This window comes from Shuttleworthella satelles DSM 14600, assembly GCF_000160115.1.
GTDB classification, from domain to species: domain Bacteria; phylum Bacillota; class Clostridia; order Lachnospirales; family Lachnospiraceae; genus Shuttleworthia; species Shuttleworthia satelles.
Map to the genome: position 1 here is coordinate 18,538 of NZ_GG665867.1, position 16,704 is coordinate 35,241.

The window sequence follows — 16,704 nt, forward strand, 5'->3', positions numbered from 1 at the left end:
AAATATCCCTGAGACGACAGGTCTTCGCAGACCGATAGACTTACACCTTCAAATGTCGTTTTAAGGTCATCCGGCTTCCCAGATACCCGATTCCAACCCCCAGAACCAGGGAGACGGGAACCAGAATGCGAAAGATACTCATGATCGGGATAAAATCCATCATTCCGCTCAGGAAAGAGAATTTGCCGGACACATAGCCGACGATTCCCTGATACATGAAGAAGAGGGCAACCAGGGGAATCAGAGCGCCGAGGAGACCAATGACTACCCCCTCGACGATGAAGGGAGAGCGGATGAACCGGTCCTTGGCCCCAATCAGCTTCATGATGCTGATTTCCTCCTTGCGGACGGAGATTCCGACCGTAATTGTGTTGTTGATCAGGAAAATAGCCACAGCGATCAGAATGGCCACAACGCCCACAGAGACATACTTAAGCAGGCGGTTGAAGTCAGACAGGGTCTTGGCTGCCACCTCTGACTGATTGACCTGCCGGACACCGTCCACTGTCTTTAAGTACTCTACCAGAGAACCCTGCTCGGAAACGTCATTGAGGAAGACCTGGTAGTTGGAGGAATTGGCCAGAGGGTTATCCTCCTTGAAACCGTCCGCCAGATTTTCATTGTTCTTGAAGTAATTCTGCTTAAAGGAGTTCCAGGCCTCATCCGCGGAGACATAACGGTAATTCTTCACCTCCGGTCTGGCCTTGATCGCGTCCCCGATGGCATCCACCTGTTCCTGACTGACCCCATCCACGAAGAAAACAGTGACTGCCACGCCCTGCTCCGCCTCCTTGACCATCTGTGAGAAATTGGTCACCAGGGAATAAAAAGCCCCGAAGAGGAAGATGGTGGCCGCCATCGTCGCGATGGAAGCTAAAGAGAACATCTTGTTGTGCCAGATATTTCGAAAACCCTGCTTAATATTATACATGCTTTGGACTTGTCCCTCCTTCCACGTCGCTGACCAGACAGCCGCGCTTAATCGTGATGACGCGCTTCTTCATAGCCTTGACGATCTCTATATTATGGGTTACGACGACAACCGTCGTCCCGTCCTGGTTAATCTTCTCCAGAAGCTGCATTACCTCCCAGGCATTCTTATTGTCCAGATTACCGGTGGGCTCGTCAGCCAGAATCAATTTGGGACTGTTGACAATCGCGCGGGCAATCGCCACTCGCTGCTGCTCTCCGCCGGAGAGCTGACGGGGAAGGGACTTGTACTTGGATGCCAGGCCCACCAGAGTCAGAACCATGGGGACTCTTCTCTGGATATCCCGCTTCCTGGACTCGGTGACACGCATGGCAAACGCCACATTTTCATATACATTGCGGTCCGGCAGCAGGCGGAAGTTCTGAAAAATGGTGCCGATCCGACGACGAAACATTGGCACCTGGCGATGCCGCATCTTATTCAGGTTCTGCCCGCCCACCGTAATGGTTCCCTTGCTGGCCTTCAATTCATTCAGCATGAGCTTGATCAGGGTGGATTTACCGGATCCGGACGCACCGGTAATAAAGACGAACTCTCCCGGCTCAATATGCAGACTGATATCATCCAGAGCCGGAATGCCGGCCTCATAGGTCTTACTCACATGTTCTAAGCTGATCATTAGTAGTTCTGCTCCTCCATATACTTCATATACTTTACTACCATCAAAGCAATCTTGAAGGTGATCGCGTCCGAGAAGACGCGAAGATCAAGTCCTGTTGCCTTCTCCAGCTTATCCAGCCGGTAAACCAGCGTATTGCGGTGAATATAGAGCTGGCGGGAAGTCTCGGACACATTCAGGCTGTTCTCAAAGAATTTATTGATTGTGACAATCGTCTCCTCATCGAAATCCTCCGGGGACTTATTGGCAAATATCTCCCGGATAAACATCTTGCAGAGGGGAATGGGGAGCTGATAAATCAGCCGGCCGATTCCCAGCTTGGAATAGGCGATCACCTGGTGGTCTTCAAAGAAGATCTTTCCGACATCAAGGGCCATCCCGGCCTCCTTGTAGGAGCGGGACGCGTCCTTGAGCTCTCCGACAATGGTTCCGTAGGAGACCCGGATCTGCTTGTCCACGCGATCCTTAAAGGAATCAATGATCACCTCCGCGGACCGTTCCACATCGGCGTAGCCCTCATCATCCGCAAGCTCCTTGAGAACCACGACATTGCGCTCATCCACAGCCGTGACAAAATCCCTGCTCCGACCGGAGAAGACGGACCGAACCCGATCCAGCTCATCTCCCTCTTCGCTTCCCGCAGTCTCAACAACCATGACTACGCGCCGGGCGTTGGTCTCAATGTGCAGCTTCTTGGATCGATTGTAAATGTCAACTAAAAGAAGGTTATCCAAGAGCAGGTTCTTGATGAAGTTGTCCTTGTCAAAGCGCTCCTTATAGGCCACCATCAGCTCCTGAATCTGGAAGCTGGCCATTCTGCCGATCATAAAGACAGACTCATCGTCACCCTGCAGGATGACAATGAACTCCAAATGCTGGTCATCAAAAACTTTAAAAAAATGGCAGCCCAGAGCGATCTGGCTCTCCGCGGGGGATGCCGCGAATTCTCTGGCCGCGGGGACATAGTCCTCCACCTCCGGAAAGGTCGTCGCCAGAATGCTCCCCTCCGCGTCAATCACGGCCAGACTGTGCTTGCTGATGTGATGCAGGCCATCGATGGTATTCTGCAGGATTTGATTTGAAATCATCTCATTCTCCCTCCGCGCCTGTACAAAGTGTACAAGTGAAGCCGCCATTTTTATGCTGATTGCATATACTCATCCCAAGTCTAATACAAAGTGCGCAGATTGGAAAGAAGATTTTCTCTCTTTCTTATGCATGTTTACTGGTATTTGGGGACACTCTGACTCGCAAGCGCTTTTTTGTTTTCAAGTCAAGTCCAAACTCCCAAAAGTTGATTTTTCGCCCTCTTACACAAAACGTCCGTTTGTTTTTCGCCCCACAAAGGACTCGTTTCCGAGCCCCTCAGATGTGGATAATGTGGATAAGTCCGTGTATAAGTCCATTTTTCGGGCTTTTGGAGATCCCTTCCTGTGGATAATTTTCCTCTCCCGGGAAAGTCGGCCTTTTCTTTTCCGGCAGGTTGAATCAATTCTTGTGCAGGCTGATGATTTACAGTTTGTCCTCCCTTCCCGCTTGACAGATTGCGTGCAATCCCACTTCAAACAAGATCAGAGATTCTCCCACGTATTCGATCGTCTCCTTGCAGCCCGGAACCTTAGCAATCAACTGATCGGCGAAATCAAAAATGGTTTTTGTGCTTTTTTGCGCGATCCCCTTCGCTTTGATATATTCATTTCCGGAGGAAGGAATCGTGATAAAAGCCACCTGGGAATTTGCCATGTCCCTCAGAAACAAAAAAGGGGCCGTGGAATAAGGAAGGTCCGGCTGCCCCATCCGCAGTTGCGTTGACTCTTACATCGAATCAATATCTGCGATATGAGGCAAGCCGCTTTCACATACTCCACAGCCCCTCAGCGTTTTCTTATAAAACGCGGCGAACAGCCAGAATCGGCGCGTAGTTCGCATTGATATAGGTGATTCCCTTGCTGGGATTTAAGGCGTTGATAATCTTACCGCCGCCGGCATAGATGCCGACATGGCCGCTGTAGCATACGATGTCGCCCACCTGCATGTCAGAAGTGGATACCGCGCGTCCCACGCTCCTGTCGGCGGAAGAAGAATGAGGAAGGCTGATTCCAAAGTGCTTGTAGACAGAGAGCACGAAGCCGGAGCAGTCTGCGCCGGACGTCAGGCTGGTGCCTCCCCATACATAGGGGTTCCCGACGAACTGAGCCGCATAGGCGACAACAGCCGCTCCACTGGCAGAAGCCTCAGACTCGCTTGAGACAGAGGTCTGCGCCTGGCTGCTGCTGGCTGCAGTCGTGGTTCTCTGGCTTGTCCCTCTTCTGACAGATGTCTTCCTGGAAGCTGCCTCGGCAGCCTTCTGAGCCGCCTCCTGTTCAGCCTTCTGTCTGGTGACCGCCGCCTCGACCGTCTCTCCGTAGTTGTAATGGGTGTCAACGTCTACATAGTCATTGGAGACGAATCCCTCTGTGTCCTTACCGTCCACACTGGCGCGAACCTTGATCCAGCCATCTGCCTGCTTGGAGAGATCAATGCCGGTCACTACCGTGTCCTTGGCGAATCCGGACAGGATGTCCGCGTCCAGGCTGGCGTCCGCGCGCAGGCGCAGGCCGTTCTCCCTGACCTTGACATCCGTCGTCTGGGCATTCTTGCAGGTCTGCTCATCTCCCACCGTAATGCCATCGGCCTTCACATAGCCGTTGACGTCGCCGGAGCTGATATGAAGCCAGCCATTCTCCTCTGCGTCAACTGTCATCGCGTTGTTATTGTAGAGATAACCGACCAGGCGGGCATTGTCATCAGCGCTCTCTCTGACATTGATCACAGAATCCGTATGAGCGATTCCAACCTTGGAATATAAGGTCTTGTTCACCGCGGAGCTTGCAACCATATCTGTCTGGTTACTGCTGACCGTCGCCTCCGTAGACATAGAAAGCATGCTCATCAGGGAGGCAGACACACCGGACAGGCTTCCCTGACCAGACTCCTTGCTGGTCTCCAGAGCCTGATCTACCGTCGTATCCTGCAAAGTCGCCGCCTGGGATGGGAGTCCCGCGCCGGCAACGATTGCGGAGCCTGCAGCGACAATTGCCATTGTCTTCACTGTTTTACGATTTGCATTCATCTATACAACCTCACTTTAGGCTATCTTCATCTGTTACGATATGACTGCTATAAATATTACATTTATATTACGCACGAGTTTTATTATAGAGACCTGCCCTCCACCTGTCAAGTTCAGGCCGCGCTCTTTCGATCCCGCTTTTCTTTCGCCGAAGATGCCCACAATTCTAAGGCTTTTACGGGAAAATGCCTCCTCATCACTTCGACATTGTCCTCTTGTTTTGTGTGAACTATTTGTGAACTTGACCATGAAGGAATTGTTACAATTTTTCTGTCCGTCGGATTTTCCCATCCTCGATACTGACTCTTCCCTCTTTGTAGAGATGTCCGACCGCCCTCTTGAAGGCATTTTTCGAGAGACCTGTCTCCCGTCGAATCACTTCAGAGGAGGCCTTCTCCGTAAAGGGCAGGACACCCGCGTAGGATTCCAGCAGCCGTAGAATCGCCTCGGCGTCCTCGCCAATGGTCTCGTAGGACTTGCCCCGGATCGAGACGTCCAGTTTACCATCTCTTTTGACCCCGGTCACCCGGCAGCTGATCTGATCCCCGATTCGCAGCTGCCTTGCGTCCTCATGGCGGGGGATCATCGCGGAATAGATATCGTCAACCGCAACAAAGGTGCCGAAATCACGGCTGAATTCGTAGACTCTGGCCCTGACTTCATCTCCCGCCTGATAGGGGGAATCCGAGCGCAGCATGGGATAGATCTCCTTCATGGAGGCGGCCAGCCTCTGGGACTTGTCCACATAGACGCGGGCCAGGATCTGGTCTCCTGCCTCCACCCTGCCCAGCATCTGTCGGTAGGGCAGCAGCAGATCCTTCTCCAGGCCCCAGTCTAAGAAAGCGCCGATCTTCGTCAGCTCCTTAACCTTCATAGGAGCGAACTGACCCACCATGGCCAGCGGTCTGGCCATAGTCGCGATCAGTCGGTCGCTGGAGTCTTTATATAAGAAGACATCCAGCGAATCTCCCTGCCCAATCCCCTGAGGAACCTGCTTGGCGGGCAGAAGGACCCGCTCCTGATCCTTCGTCCCCTCCGCCAGATAGGCTCCGAAATCCACCAGCTTGACCAGAGTCAGCCGGTTCACCTTTCCCAATTCCATCTTCATTTCTCCTCTCTGCGGCTAAACTCAACCAGGCAGTAAACCTCTCCCTGCGGGGACGTCATCAGGGCCTGGATCTTATTTTCCCTTTTCTCCTGCCCCGGCTCACAGCTCATCTTTAACTGCAGCAGGTCTCCCCGCATCGCCTGTTTCTTGTATTCCACCCGGATCAAACCGATCGCGTAATCCGCCGGCAGTTCTTTCCAGGCCGCCGCCACGAAATGGGTGTTGTTCATGTGACCGTTGCTGTCCAGCTGTAGGGAGTTTACAGCGAATTCATAGCGCTCGAAAAAATGCTCCATCGGCCGGATCTTCCGGGAGGGCCAGGGATAATCGATGGCTGGCTCCTGTCCGTAATCTCTGATCATTTTGTCCGGAATCCGGGATGGAAGCATGCGCCGCAGGTCCATATATACCCAGATACTGTTGACCCGGGCGTAGATGCTGCCGTCCTCGCGGACAAGCAGCATATTGCGCATGCCAAACATACCCCGAAAGCGATATCCCCAGGTCTTAAGGGTCAGGCGGTCCCCGATATAGGGCGTACTGCCTTCCAGCGCCAGCTGATAATCTGTGACAAACCAGCCGCAGCCGACCCGCTTCAGATAGCGGATATCATAGCCCAGATCCTGGGAGTGAAAGGTGGCTGCATCCTGCAGGAGATCAAAGAGGGCAGGCAAGGTCAGATACCCGTCCTGGTCCACCTGCGAGTAGCGGATTCTTACACTCATCTCATACATAATCAATCTCTCCCCAGAAGCTGGTCTAAGGTCTTTCCATAGGAGGGCAGGAAAACATCTACGAAGTCAGAGACCTCAGGATAATCCGCAGCCATCCTTTGAACCGCTGCCCAGATGGATTCCTTGGCCGTTCGAAACTCCCGGTTGCCGGCCTCTTCCTCCTCCATGCACTTGATCAAAGCGGAGAGCTTGTCCGCCGCCTTCACCAGCTTTCTCATATAGATCTCCTCGGCATCGTCGCCGCCGAAGAAAAGATCCTCATAGTCCTCCCTCAGGTCCTCAGGGAGAAGGTCAAGCAGTCTTTGCTCTGCTCTGATCTCTACATCCTTATAGGCGTTCAGGATCTGCTCATCTCCGTACTTGACCGGCGTGGGCATATCCCCGGTAATAATCTCGGACGCGTCATGGTAGAGGCCGACCAGGGCCGCTCTCTCGGCATCGACATGATGGCCGTGGCGGCGATTGGCCAGGACACAGAGAGCATGAGCGATGACAGCCACATCCAGGCTGTGCTCGCTTAAGGTCTCCTCGCGGGCATTTCTCATGAGCGCCCAGCGCTCAATATATTTCATTCGGGACAGGGTCGCGAAAAAATGAGACCCTTTCTTCTTTGACTCCATATGGCACCTCCTCACTTCCTTATCACGCACGGATACTTTCAGCGAAAAGACCCCGCCGATGCAGATCGACGAGGTCTTCCATAGAGCTGGCCCACAAGGATTCGAACCTTGAAATGACGGAGTCAGAGTCCGCTGCCTTACCGTTTGGCTATGGGCCAATGTCTGAGCGCTTGAAAACTCAACAATGGATATATTACCCAAGAGCCCTGCGGAAGTCAAGCGGGAATTTTCGGTGGACAGTTGACAGCGGACTTTCAGTGAATTTTCCGCGGGCAGCAGTAGCGGGTTGCGCCTCTCAGCCTTGTTTCTGCGCGTCCAGAACCAGCTCCCCATCCACGATCCCGTAGCTGATGGGGTCGCCCTCCTGCATCCGGGCCTGTCCGCCCGTCATATCCCGGATCTGATCCTCCAGGTCCCGCAGGCCTGCCGGATCTGTCAGCAGCTCAAGCTCCACAGCCTGGGCGAAGGCCTGAGACAGAAGGGGGAGGGACTTCTCTGCGATCAGATGCTCGATCCGTCCGTAATCGCTGTATCCGAGAGACAGTCGAAGGGGAATCCCCTCCTTCTTCTCCATGAGACGGCTGGCTTCCAGTCCCGCCTTTGACGCGTCCGTATAGGCTCGCACCAGGCCTCCCGTGCCGAGCAGCGTCCCGCCGAAATAGCGGGTCACTACCAGACAGACATCGGTCACTTCCCGCGAGATCAAAAGATCCAGCATAGGCCGTCCCGCCGTCTGCGCCGGTTCTCCGTCATCAGAGCAGTGCATGAGCGGATTGGGTTCTCCGATGATATAAGCGGAGCAATTATGCCTGGCGTCCCAGTATTGCCTCTTCATATCGGCGATGAAGGCCTGCGCCTCCCCGACGGAGCTTGCGAAAGCCACATGCGCGATAAAGCGGGATTTCTTTCGCTCAATTTCCGCCTGGCCGCCCTGGTAAATAACCTTCATAAGATCATTTTCTTTCTGATATAATGTGATTACATGGTCAAAAGGCAGTCTCCACAGAGGGCTTCCTCTCAAGTGAAGGCATGACCTTATGACATCCGCATCGCAGTGTAGCAACAATGAACTTTGTTCATGATAGCAGGGGGGGATATCGTCTGACAAGGCATTTGCCTCTCCATGAGGTGACTCAATGAATTACGGCAAGGATAAAACTTCTGCCCGCGTCCGTCAGATCTCTCAGAGAAAAGGTCGTGTCGGCCATCACTTTTTGCTGGTCTTTAGCCGCACGATCTTAATCAGCCTTCTGGTCCTGCTGGTCATTGCCGGCCTGGGCGGCGTCATCTATATCCGGCACCTGATTCAGAAGCTGCCCGACACAGCTTCTGTCAATATCAGCCCCAGCGGATTCAAGTCTGTCATTTTAGACCAGGAAGGGCATGAGCTGGACAGCCTTGCCGCGTCCGGCGCCAACCGCACCTATGTGACGATCGACAAAATCCCTGATTCTGTTCAGAAGGCCTTTATCGCCATTGAGGACGAGCGCTTCTACAGCCACCACGGCGTTGATTACCAGGGCCTCATGCGCGCTCTTGTCACCGGCCTTCTCTCCGGCGGTTCCAAAATGCAGGGGGCTTCGACCATCACTCAGCAGCTGCTGAAGAATAACTACTTCACCGGTTGGACGGCAGAGCAGTCCCTCAAGGCTAAGTTTGACCGCAAGATCCAGGAGCAGGTTCTGGCCACCCGGATTGAACAGGTCACCAGCAAAGACATCATCCTGGAGAACTACCTCAACACCATTAACCTGGGTCAGAGTACGCTCGGCGTCGAAGCGGCCAGCCAGCGCTATTTCGGCAAGTCGGTCTCCGACCTGAATCTGTCCGAGAGCGCGGTTCTCGCGGCGACTACCAAGAATCCGACCCGCTATAATCCGATCACGAATCCCGATCAGAATGCCGGCCGCCGCAAGCTGGTGCTCAACTACATGCTCAAGGATCATTTCATCGACGACGACGCTTACAAAGCAGCCCTGGAGGATGACGTCTATCCCCGGATCGCTGCGAACAACGAGGCGGCATCCGCCTCCCGGACGGTCAGCTCCTATTTCACAGACGCTCTGACCGATCAGGTGATTCAGGATCTGGTCGACCAGGCCCACTACTCCGAGGCGGAGGCTTACAAGATTCTCTACAGCGGGGGCCTGACCATTTACTCCACCCAGGACGCGCAGATCCAGAAAATTGCCGATGAAGAAGTCAACGAGGCCTCCAACTACTCCGGCAAGCCCAAGTACTCTTTTTCCTACCGTCTCACGGTGACCAAGGCCGACAAGAGCAACCAGAATTACTCAGATCAGACCATGCTCTCCTATTACCGGTCCTCCAATCCCAATTACAATCTTCTCTTTGCCAATCAGGAGGCTGCCCAGGCCGCCATTGACCAGTACAAAAAGGACATCATGGAGGAGGGAGACAGCATTGCCGAGGGCAATGAGAAGATCACCTTCACCCTCCAGCCCCAGGTTGCCGTCACTGTCATGGACCAATCCGACGGCAGGGTCCTGGCTCTGGTGGGCGGCCGCGGCGACAAGACAGGCAGCAAGACCCTCAATCGCGCCAGCAAGGTGACCCGGCAGCCCGGTTCTACCTTTAAGATCCTCGCCGCCTATGCGCCAGCCCTGGACGCCGCCGGCAAGACTCTGGCCACGGTACAGGATGACGCCCCCTACAAATACAAGAACGGCTCTTCTCTGCAGAACGCCGACCGGACCTACCGGGGCATGACCACCTACCGAGAGGCCATCGTGCAGTCCATCAATATCGTGACGGTCAAGGCGCTGACCGAGATCGGGACCGATCTGGGCTTCCAGTACATCAAGAAATTCGGCTTCAGCACCATCTCCGATAAGGATAACACCCAGGCTCTGGCCATCGGCGGCATCACTTACGGAGTCACCAACATGGAGTTGACCGCCGCCTACGCCGCCATCGCCAACAAGGGCTCCTACATCCGTCCCCACCTCTACAGCAAGGTCCTAGACCGGGACGGCAAGGTCCTCCTCTCTCAGGAGACGCCCAGCCCCCAGCAGGTCATCAAACCGACCACCGCCTGGCTTCTGACCAATGCCATGCAGGACGTCATGACCAGAGGCACCGGAAAGGACGCCAATATCAAGGGCATCACCCTGGCAGGCAAAACCGGCACGACCAATGATGAGCGCGACTATCTCATGGAGGGCTACTCCGGCTACTACACCGTTGGACTCTGGGGCGGTTACGATGACAACTCCCCCCAGACCTCCTCCACCTACAGCAAGAAGATCTGGAAAAAGATTATGTCTCGCATTCACGAGGGCAAGTCTGATCGAAGCTTCGATATGCCCCAGGGAATCACACAGGCCTCCGTCTGCTCTGTCTCCGGGAAGCTTCCTCTTCCCAGTATCTGCAACGCTGACCCCAGAGGAAGCAAGATCATCAAGGAGTATTTCGCTGAGGGGACGGTTCCCACGGACTACTGCGACCGTCACGTCAAGGTCGATATCGACATCCGCACCGGCAAAATCGCGGCCTCTGGAACCCCTGCCGATCAGATTGTCAGCGGCATCTTCATCAAGGACGGCTCAGCCCATACCCCTGACGCGGCCTATGCCATCTCCTCCGCCGCCTTAAACGGGACTGCTCCTTCACCCAAGTTTCAGTTCGAGATGCCCGCGCAGTCTGACACGCAGACAGAGGAGGGCCAGGCTTCCTCTTCCGGCGGAGAAGGAAGCCCGACCCCCTGATTCAATTCTTGTCAAATCTGTCGCCAGAACACTTTATCCCGCGGGAATGCAGGGCACAGTGCCCCTGTGACCGCCTTACACCTCGAAAATCAGATCCCCATAGGAGGGCATGGGCCAGAGATCCTTGTCCACGATCATCTCCAGTTCATCGACGGGTTGGCGCAGGGCATCCATCCTGGCCATCACCGTCTTATGAAAGTACTGGGCCCGTTTCTCGCTGCCCCTCTGCTGATCGGCGTCAGCGACGGCCTTCTCAAGGGCCCGCAGCGCCTTCTGCGTCTTGGCCAGGAGCTTGGACGTATTCTTAAGAATCGTGCTCTGGACGGAGGTATCCGCCTCCGGACAGGCGGATGACACCTGATTGATGGAATCCGCCAGCCTGGTCGAGTAACGGATCACCGCGGGAACAATGGACTTGGAGGCGACATCGACCATGGTCTTGGCCTCAATGTTGATCTCCTTGGCGTACTGGTCGTATTCAATCTCAACCCGGCTGTTGAGCTCCTCACGGGTGAATACGTGGAAGCGCTCAAAGAGCGCAACCGTCGTTTCGCTTGCCAGGGCCGGAATGGCGTCAACCATAGATCTGATGTCTGCCAGTCCGCGGCGGGCTGCTTCTTTCCTCCACTCCTCAGAATATCCGTTGCCGTCAAAGACAATGCGCTGATGCCGGGTCATCAAATCCTTGATGATCTTCTGAATCGTGGCGTCCCTGTCCTTTGCCTTCTCCAGCTCGTCGCAGACATCCGCAAACTGTTCCGCGACAATGGTGTTTAAGACGACATTGGCCTCACCGATGGAATCCTGTGAGCCGCACATGCGGAACTCAAACTTGTTGCCCGTAAAGGCAAAAGGAGAGGTGCGATTGCGGTCTGTCACGTCCTTGGCAAAGTCCGGGATAGACTTCACACCGGTCTGCAGCTTGGCTCCCTTCTTGGAGTGGGTCGCCTCCCCCTTATCCAAAACCTGCTCCATCACATCCGCCAGCTGATCTCCCAGGAAGACGGAAATCACACAGGGGGGAGCCTCATTACCTCCCAGGCGATGATCATTACCGATGTCGGCCGCGGACTCACGGAGGAGATCCGCGTGTTTGTCGACAGCTGCCAGGATGCAGGCCAGAGACAGAAGGAAGAGGGTGTTCTCGTGGGGTCTCTTCCCGGGATCGATCAGATTGATCCCGTCATCCGTCACCAGAGACCAGTTGTTGTGCTTACCGGATCCATTGACTCCGGCGAAGGGCTTCTCATGCAGCAGGCACTGCAGCTTGTGACGGACGGCGACCTTCTTTAAGGTCTCCATCACCAGATGGTTCTGGTCAACCGCCACATTGCACTCCCCGTAAATGGGCGCCAGTTCATGCTGGGCCGGCGCCACCTCATTGTGCTGAGTCTTGGAGGGAACGCCCAGCTTCCAGAGCTCCTCGTTGACATCCTTCATGAAGGACTCGATGCGCTCCGGAATGGCGCCAAAGTAATGGTCGTCCATCTCCTGTCCCTTGGGGGGCATGGCTCCAAAGAGCGTGCGTCCGGTATAGATCAGGTCCTTGCGCTTCAGATAATTATCGCGGTCAACCAGAAAATATTCCTGCTCAGCGCCCACAGAGGGAATGACCTTCTTGGAGCTGGTATTGCCAAGAAGACGAAGCAGGCGAAGGGCCTGCTCATTGATCGCTTCCATGGACCTGAGCAGGGGGGTCTTCTGGTCTAAAGCCTCTCCGGTATAGGCACAGAAGGCAGTGGGGATGCAGAGTGTCGCGCCGGCGGCGTCCTGGCGGACAAAGGCATTGGACGTGCAATCCCAGGCAGTATAGCCTCTCGCCTCAAAGGTAGCGCGCAGCCCGCCGGAGGGGAAGGAGGACGCGTCAGGCTCACCCTTGATCAGCTCCTTGCCCGAGAAGGACATGAGGACCTTGCCATTGGACATGGGAGCAGTGATGAAGGAATCGTGTTTTTCCGCGCTGACGCCATTCAGAGGCTGAAACCAGTGCGTGTAGTGGGTCGCCCCCTTTTCAATGGCCCATTCCTTCATCTCATGCGCAACCACATCCGCAGTCTCAATATCGAGATCTCTGCCCTCACGAATGGTCTGCTTGAGCTTCTGGTAGGTCTTCTTTGGAAGACGTTCACGCATCACAGTGTCATTAAATACATTCTCACCAAATATATCTGTGACACTGCAATATGTCGTCTCTTTGTTATCCATGCGATTTCCTCCTGTCGGACTAAGCTTTTTTCTGCAATGAGATGCGCGCTCCGCGAACATCCCCCTGTCATAAAAGGTAAAAGGGGCCATTCCGAAAACCGTACGGAACGCCCCTTTGCGTTAAAAACCAGCGGCACGCCATTGCGCCATGAACTTATGCTTCCGCGCGAACGTCACGCCTTGCCCACGCAGCCGAAGACTTCACTTCTCTCACGGCAGACCCTCTTGATGGCCTCAGCACCGGGAGCCAGAAGCTTACGGGGATCAAAGCCCTTGCCCTGCTTATCCTTGCCCTGCTCGATGTACTCACGAGTCGCGGCGGCAAATGCCCACTGGCACTCAGAATTCACATTCACCTTGGCGACGCCCATGGAGACAGCCTTGCGAACCTGGTCATCGGGAATCCCAGAACCGCCGTGGAGAACTAAGGGCATATCACCGGTCTTGGCCTTGATTGCCTCAAGGACATCAAACTGAAGGCCTGCCCAGTTCGCTGGATAAGCCCCATGAATATTACCGATTCCGGCAGCCAGCATATCAACGCCCAGGTCTGCAATGATCTTGCACTCCTCGGGATCCGCGCACTCTCCGGTGGAGATGACGCCGTCTTCCTCGCCGCCGATACCTCCGACCTCACACTCGATGGAGAGCCCCAGCTTATGGGCGACCGCAACCAGCTCCTTCGCCTTGGCCAGATTCTCCTCGAAAGGAAGAGAGGATCCGTCAAACATGATCGATGTAAATCCCGCCTTGATACACTCGTAAGCCGCGTCATAATTGCCATGATCCAAATGAAGGGCAACGGGAACCGTGATTCCGAGAGAATCATGCATCGCGTAGACCATAGCCGCTACCGTCTTGTAGCCGCCCATGTACTTGCCCGCGCCCATGGATACACCCAGGATAACAGGAACCTTGAGTTCCTCGCAGACTGTGAGAATGGACTTGGTCCACTCCAGATTATTGATGTTGAACTGAGGTACTGCGTAATGACCCGCAACGGCCTTCTCCAGCATCTCCTTAGCTGATACAATCATAAATTCCTCCGTTCTTGTCTGTCACAATGACCTTGAAAACGAACTTCGATCCGCCGAAAAACGCATCGGCTGTATCTGCCCGTATTATAGAACAAGCTACTAGCTCAGGCAAGTTACATTTCAGAGAAAAGAGGACGCGGCTGGCATCCGTCCTGTCCTTTCTCCGCCCTGAATAAACGCTCTCGTCAAAGTTCCTGTTCCCCAGTTCCGCTTGCCCCAGCGAAAATACCCTGCCCGGATATCGGACAGGGTATTTTCTGCATCTATTAAGTTACAAAGGAGTTCTCTTATGTATCTAACAGGTTAGATTTATGGGAGTTTATCGTTGGCATACGATATATTTGATACATAAAGGAACCAACAGGATGGTTAGGTTTCCCTAACTGATGTATATGTTAGCTTTCACTAACCATTTTGTCAATAGCTTTTTGCATCTTTTTTAAAATTATTTTTCTAAGAATTTTTGACCTGTTGAGACCCTCAGCCGGAGGACTTTTCCCTCAGCATGATTTGCAGAGACCTGGGCAGGTTCTCGACCACGGACTCCTTGAACTGACCTCCGAACTCTCCGTCCAGGGTCCAGGAGATGGGCTGTCCACAGCTGAAACGGATCCGGCTGCTCTTAAAGGCGTAAATCATATGACTCTGCTTCACTCTGCCCGTCAGATAGGAGATAATCTCGTTTAACTCTCTCGGATGCCTGGGCCGCCGCACCAGGACAACCTCAAATTCACCGTCATCCAGATCGACCGGACCATTGATCAGTCCGCGGAAGCCTCCGATGGAAATAGAATTTGTCACCATTCCATAGATAAATTCATCGAAAATGCGATTGCCGTCGTATTCCACCTGGACAAAGTAAGACGGCACATCCACCATCTGCCGCATCCCCTCCAGAACATAGGCGGCATGTCCGAAGATGTTTTTCATCTCCTGGCTGGTCTGATAAGAGGCCTCTGTAAAGAGTCCGAAGGCGGCCACATAGACGAAGTAGCCATCGTTGAACTTGCCGATATCGCAGGCGAAGGGACGTCCTGTGACAGCAATCCTGGCATTCTCCACCATATCCTGCGAGAGCTGCAGAGAAGCCGCGAAATCATTGCTGGTTCCGGCGGGAATATATCCCACTGGCACCTGGTGTCCGCCGCGCATGAGACCGGATACCACTTCGTCCAGGGTTCCGTCTCCGCCGGAGCAGACGAGCAGATCCTTGTCGCCTCCCTCTGCAAGGGCCTTAACCTCCGCGTCTCCCTGACACTGCGTCGCATAGATGCTGACCTCATAGCCGCCCTTGCACATGACATCGACGATATCCGTCAGATTGCCGCGAATGCGCTCCCTGCCGGAGTGCGGGTTGAAAATAAAGAGCAGTTTCTTTCCGCCCAACTCAGGTCCTTTCACTGAGGAAGTCCTCTAACTGCTGAACCGCCTCAAGCTCGTCATCCCCGTCAGCGGCAATGGTAACCTGCGCGCCGCTGGTCAAAACCAGGCTCATCATTCCCATGATTGACTTGGCGTTGACCTTCTTGTTCCCATCCATCTCAAAGTAGATGGAGCTGGTGAACTGGTTGGCCAGCTGCACAAGATGGGCAATCGGCGTCGCCTCCATACTGCGGGGCATTGATACAACTACTTCCTTACGCATAAAAACAAATCCTCAAATGCTCTTTACCGCAGATCCTCTGCGATTTCACTGATCCGGCGCAATCTGTGATTCACACCCGATTTCCCCACCGGCGGATCCAGAAGAGCCCCCAGATCCTTGAGCGTCATGTCCGGATGTTCCAGACGAACCAGGGCAATCTCCTGCAGATTCCTGGGCAGATGCTCTAAGCCCATGCGATCACGTATCAGGGCGATATCCGCCGTCTGACGAACGGCAGCATGGACCGTCTTGCCGATATTGGCCGTCTCGCAGTTGACCTGGCGGTTGATCCCGTTGCGCATCTCCTTGACAATGCGGGCGTTCTCGTAGGTCATGTAGGCCAGGGGAGCTCCCATATAACCCAGCATGGTGACAATCTGTTCACCCTCCTTCAGATAGACCACCCAGTGTCCCTTGCGGGCGATGATCCTGGCATCCAGATTCAGTGAAAGCATACCCTGCGCGAGCTGGCGGGCTCTGTCCTGGCTTCTGCAGACGATCTCAAGGTGATAGGCCTTATTGGGGTCACTGACCGAGCCTGCACAGAGAAAAGCCGCCGCGAGAAAAGACTTTTTGCAGCACTCCCTCTGAAGCAGGAGGGGGTCGACCCTCTCCATCCGAATCCGCTGTCCGTCATACATCTTCAGCGCGGTCAGCAGGTCTAAGATTTCCTCCCCGGTCATCACTTTTGCGCCAGTATTCATATTACCCAGTTTGGCAATAATTGTAAAGAAAAGGGATCGGATTGTCTCGTTCTCCAGGAGGAAGGTCAGACGGATCTGATCTCCGCTGATCTGAACCTCTCCCTCCATCATGAGCATGGCCGCGGCCATGGCCATGCGGTCATGTCTGGTCCTGGGAATATGGCGGATCAACTCCGCCTTGGTCTCGGATGCAAATGACAT

The 16,704-nt window shown here is 54.3% G+C and carries 15 protein-coding genes and 1 tRNA gene; 1 reads left to right on the forward strand and 15 read right to left on the reverse strand.

The features are described from left to right. Positions 1-40 precede the first annotated feature (40 nt). From ftsX to GCWU000342_RS06945, 10 genes are all read right to left on the reverse strand, one after another. Positions 41-931: a permease-like cell division protein FtsX gene (gene ftsX, locus GCWU000342_RS06900; RefSeq protein ID WP_006906638.1), complete on the reverse strand. Its 891-nt coding sequence runs from the start codon at positions 929-931 to the stop codon at positions 41-43. After that, on the reverse strand, positions 924-1,610 hold the full coding sequence (gene ftsE, locus GCWU000342_RS06905) for a cell division ATP-binding protein FtsE (RefSeq protein WP_006906639.1): 687 nt from the start codon (positions 1,608-1,610) through the stop codon (positions 924-926). Before ftsE ends, ftsX begins: the two co-directional genes overlap by 8 nt. Beyond that, positions 1,610-2,698 carry a PucR family transcriptional regulator gene (locus tag GCWU000342_RS06910; RefSeq protein WP_045000843.1) on the reverse strand — a complete coding sequence of 363 codons (1,089 nt, stop codon included), beginning with the start codon at positions 2,696-2,698 and terminating at the stop codon, positions 1,610-1,612. Before GCWU000342_RS06910 ends, ftsE begins: the two co-directional genes overlap by 1 nt. Positions 2,699-3,122: 424 nt before the next feature. Then, positions 3,123-3,353 (reverse strand): hypothetical protein, encoded by a 231-nt coding sequence (locus GCWU000342_RS06915; RefSeq protein ID WP_242649995.1) that lies wholly within the window; start codon positions 3,351-3,353, stop codon positions 3,123-3,125. A gap of 142 nt (positions 3,354-3,495) precedes the next feature. After that, the gene (locus GCWU000342_RS06920) at positions 3,496-4,722 is read right to left on the reverse strand and encodes a C40 family peptidase (RefSeq protein ID WP_006906642.1); all 1,227 of its coding nucleotides are present in this window, start codon (positions 4,720-4,722) and stop codon (positions 3,496-3,498) included. 259 nt (positions 4,723-4,981) lie between these two features. Then, positions 4,982-5,824, reverse strand: coding sequence for a CvfB family protein (locus GCWU000342_RS06925; RefSeq protein ID WP_045000845.1), 843 nt, complete (start codon positions 5,822-5,824; stop codon positions 4,982-4,984). Positions 5,825-5,826: 2 nt separating this feature from the next. Continuing rightward, positions 5,827-6,564, reverse strand: coding sequence for an acyl-[acyl-carrier-protein] thioesterase (locus GCWU000342_RS06930; protein ID WP_006906645.1), 738 nt, complete (start codon positions 6,562-6,564; stop codon positions 5,827-5,829). Positions 6,565-6,566: 2 nt separating this feature from the next. Next, positions 6,567-7,184 (reverse strand): 5'-deoxynucleotidase, encoded by a 618-nt coding sequence (gene yfbR, locus GCWU000342_RS06935; RefSeq protein WP_006906646.1) that lies wholly within the window; start codon positions 7,182-7,184, stop codon positions 6,567-6,569. 86 nt (positions 7,185-7,270) lie between these two features. Next, positions 7,271-7,342, reverse strand: a tRNA-Gln gene (locus GCWU000342_RS06940). Positions 7,343-7,479: 137 nt separating this feature from the next. After that, complete coding sequence (locus GCWU000342_RS06945) at positions 7,480-8,133, reverse strand: YigZ family protein (RefSeq protein WP_006906647.1); 654 nt, start codon at positions 8,131-8,133, stop codon at positions 7,480-7,482. Between the two features lie 187 nt (positions 8,134-8,320). Here GCWU000342_RS06945 and GCWU000342_RS06950 point away from each other — a divergent pair, with 187 nt between their 5' ends. Then, a complete protein-coding gene (locus GCWU000342_RS06950; RefSeq protein ID WP_006906648.1) occupies positions 8,321-10,912 on the forward strand; it encodes a transglycosylase domain-containing protein in 2,592 nt (863 codons plus the stop codon). A 75-nt stretch (positions 10,913-10,987) separates the two neighbouring features. On the opposite strand, the gene GCWU000342_RS06955 is transcribed toward GCWU000342_RS06950, so the two are convergent. The 5 genes from GCWU000342_RS06955 to whiA form a co-directional block, all read right to left on the reverse strand. Beyond that, positions 10,988-13,117 (reverse strand): glutamine synthetase III family protein, encoded by a 2,130-nt coding sequence (locus tag GCWU000342_RS06955; protein WP_045000847.1) that lies wholly within the window; start codon positions 13,115-13,117, stop codon positions 10,988-10,990. 173 nt (positions 13,118-13,290) lie between these two features. Further along, entirely contained in the window at positions 13,291-14,154 is an 864-nt protein-coding gene (gene fba, locus GCWU000342_RS06960) for a class II fructose-1,6-bisphosphate aldolase (RefSeq protein WP_006906650.1), read from the reverse strand. Positions 14,155-14,634: 480 nt separating this feature from the next. Then, positions 14,635-15,540, reverse strand: a complete 906-nt coding sequence (locus tag GCWU000342_RS06965; protein WP_045000850.1) for a diacylglycerol/lipid kinase family protein — start codon at positions 15,538-15,540, stop codon at positions 14,635-14,637. A gap of 1 nt (position 15,541) precedes the next feature. After that, complete coding sequence (locus tag GCWU000342_RS06970; protein ID WP_006906653.1) at positions 15,542-15,799, reverse strand: HPr family phosphocarrier protein; 258 nt, start codon at positions 15,797-15,799, stop codon at positions 15,542-15,544. A gap of 23 nt (positions 15,800-15,822) precedes the next feature. Beyond that, positions 15,823-16,704 carry a DNA-binding protein WhiA gene (gene whiA / locus GCWU000342_RS06975; protein WP_006906654.1) on the reverse strand — a complete coding sequence of 294 codons (882 nt, stop codon included), beginning with the start codon at positions 16,702-16,704 and terminating at the stop codon, positions 15,823-15,825.

Bases quoted from the DNA above. Each gene is read 5' to 3' on its own strand.
- ftsX (WP_006906638.1), bottom strand. From the start codon at position 931: ATGTATAATATTAAGCAGGGTTTTCGAAATATCTGGCACAACAAGATG.
- ftsE (WP_006906639.1), bottom strand. From the start codon at position 1,610: ATGATCAGCTTAGAACATGTGAGTAAGACCTATGAGGCCGGCATTCCG.
- GCWU000342_RS06910 (WP_045000843.1), bottom strand. From the start codon at position 2,698: ATGATTTCAAATCAAATCCTGCAGAATACCATCGATGGCCTGCATCAC.
- GCWU000342_RS06915 (WP_242649995.1), bottom strand. From the start codon at position 3,353: ATGGCAAATTCCCAGGTGGCTTTTATCACGATTCCTTCCTCCGGAAAT.
- GCWU000342_RS06920 (WP_006906642.1), bottom strand. From the start codon at position 4,722: ATGAATGCAAATCGTAAAACAGTGAAGACAATGGCAATTGTCGCTGCA.
- GCWU000342_RS06925 (WP_045000845.1), bottom strand. From the start codon at position 5,824: ATGGAATTGGGAAAGGTGAACCGGCTGACTCTGGTCAAGCTGGTGGAT.
- GCWU000342_RS06930 (WP_006906645.1), bottom strand. From the start codon at position 6,564: ATGTATGAGATGAGTGTAAGAATCCGCTACTCGCAGGTGGACCAGGAC.
- yfbR (WP_006906646.1), bottom strand. From the start codon at position 7,184: ATGGAGTCAAAGAAGAAAGGGTCTCATTTTTTCGCGACCCTGTCCCGA.
- GCWU000342_RS06945 (WP_006906647.1), bottom strand. From the start codon at position 8,133: ATGAAGGTTATTTACCAGGGCGGCCAGGCGGAAATTGAGCGAAAGAAA.
- GCWU000342_RS06950 (WP_006906648.1), top strand. From the start codon at position 8,321: ATGAATTACGGCAAGGATAAAACTTCTGCCCGCGTCCGTCAGATCTCT.
- GCWU000342_RS06955 (WP_045000847.1), bottom strand. From the start codon at position 13,117: ATGGATAACAAAGAGACGACATATTGCAGTGTCACAGATATATTTGGT.
- fba (WP_006906650.1), bottom strand. From the start codon at position 14,154: ATGATTGTATCAGCTAAGGAGATGCTGGAGAAGGCCGTTGCGGGTCAT.
- GCWU000342_RS06970 (WP_006906653.1), bottom strand. From the start codon at position 15,799: ATGCGTAAGGAAGTAGTTGTATCAATGCCCCGCAGTATGGAGGCGACG.
- whiA (WP_006906654.1), bottom strand. From the start codon at position 16,704: ATGTCATTTGCATCCGAGACCAAGGCGGAGTTGATCCGCCATATTCCC.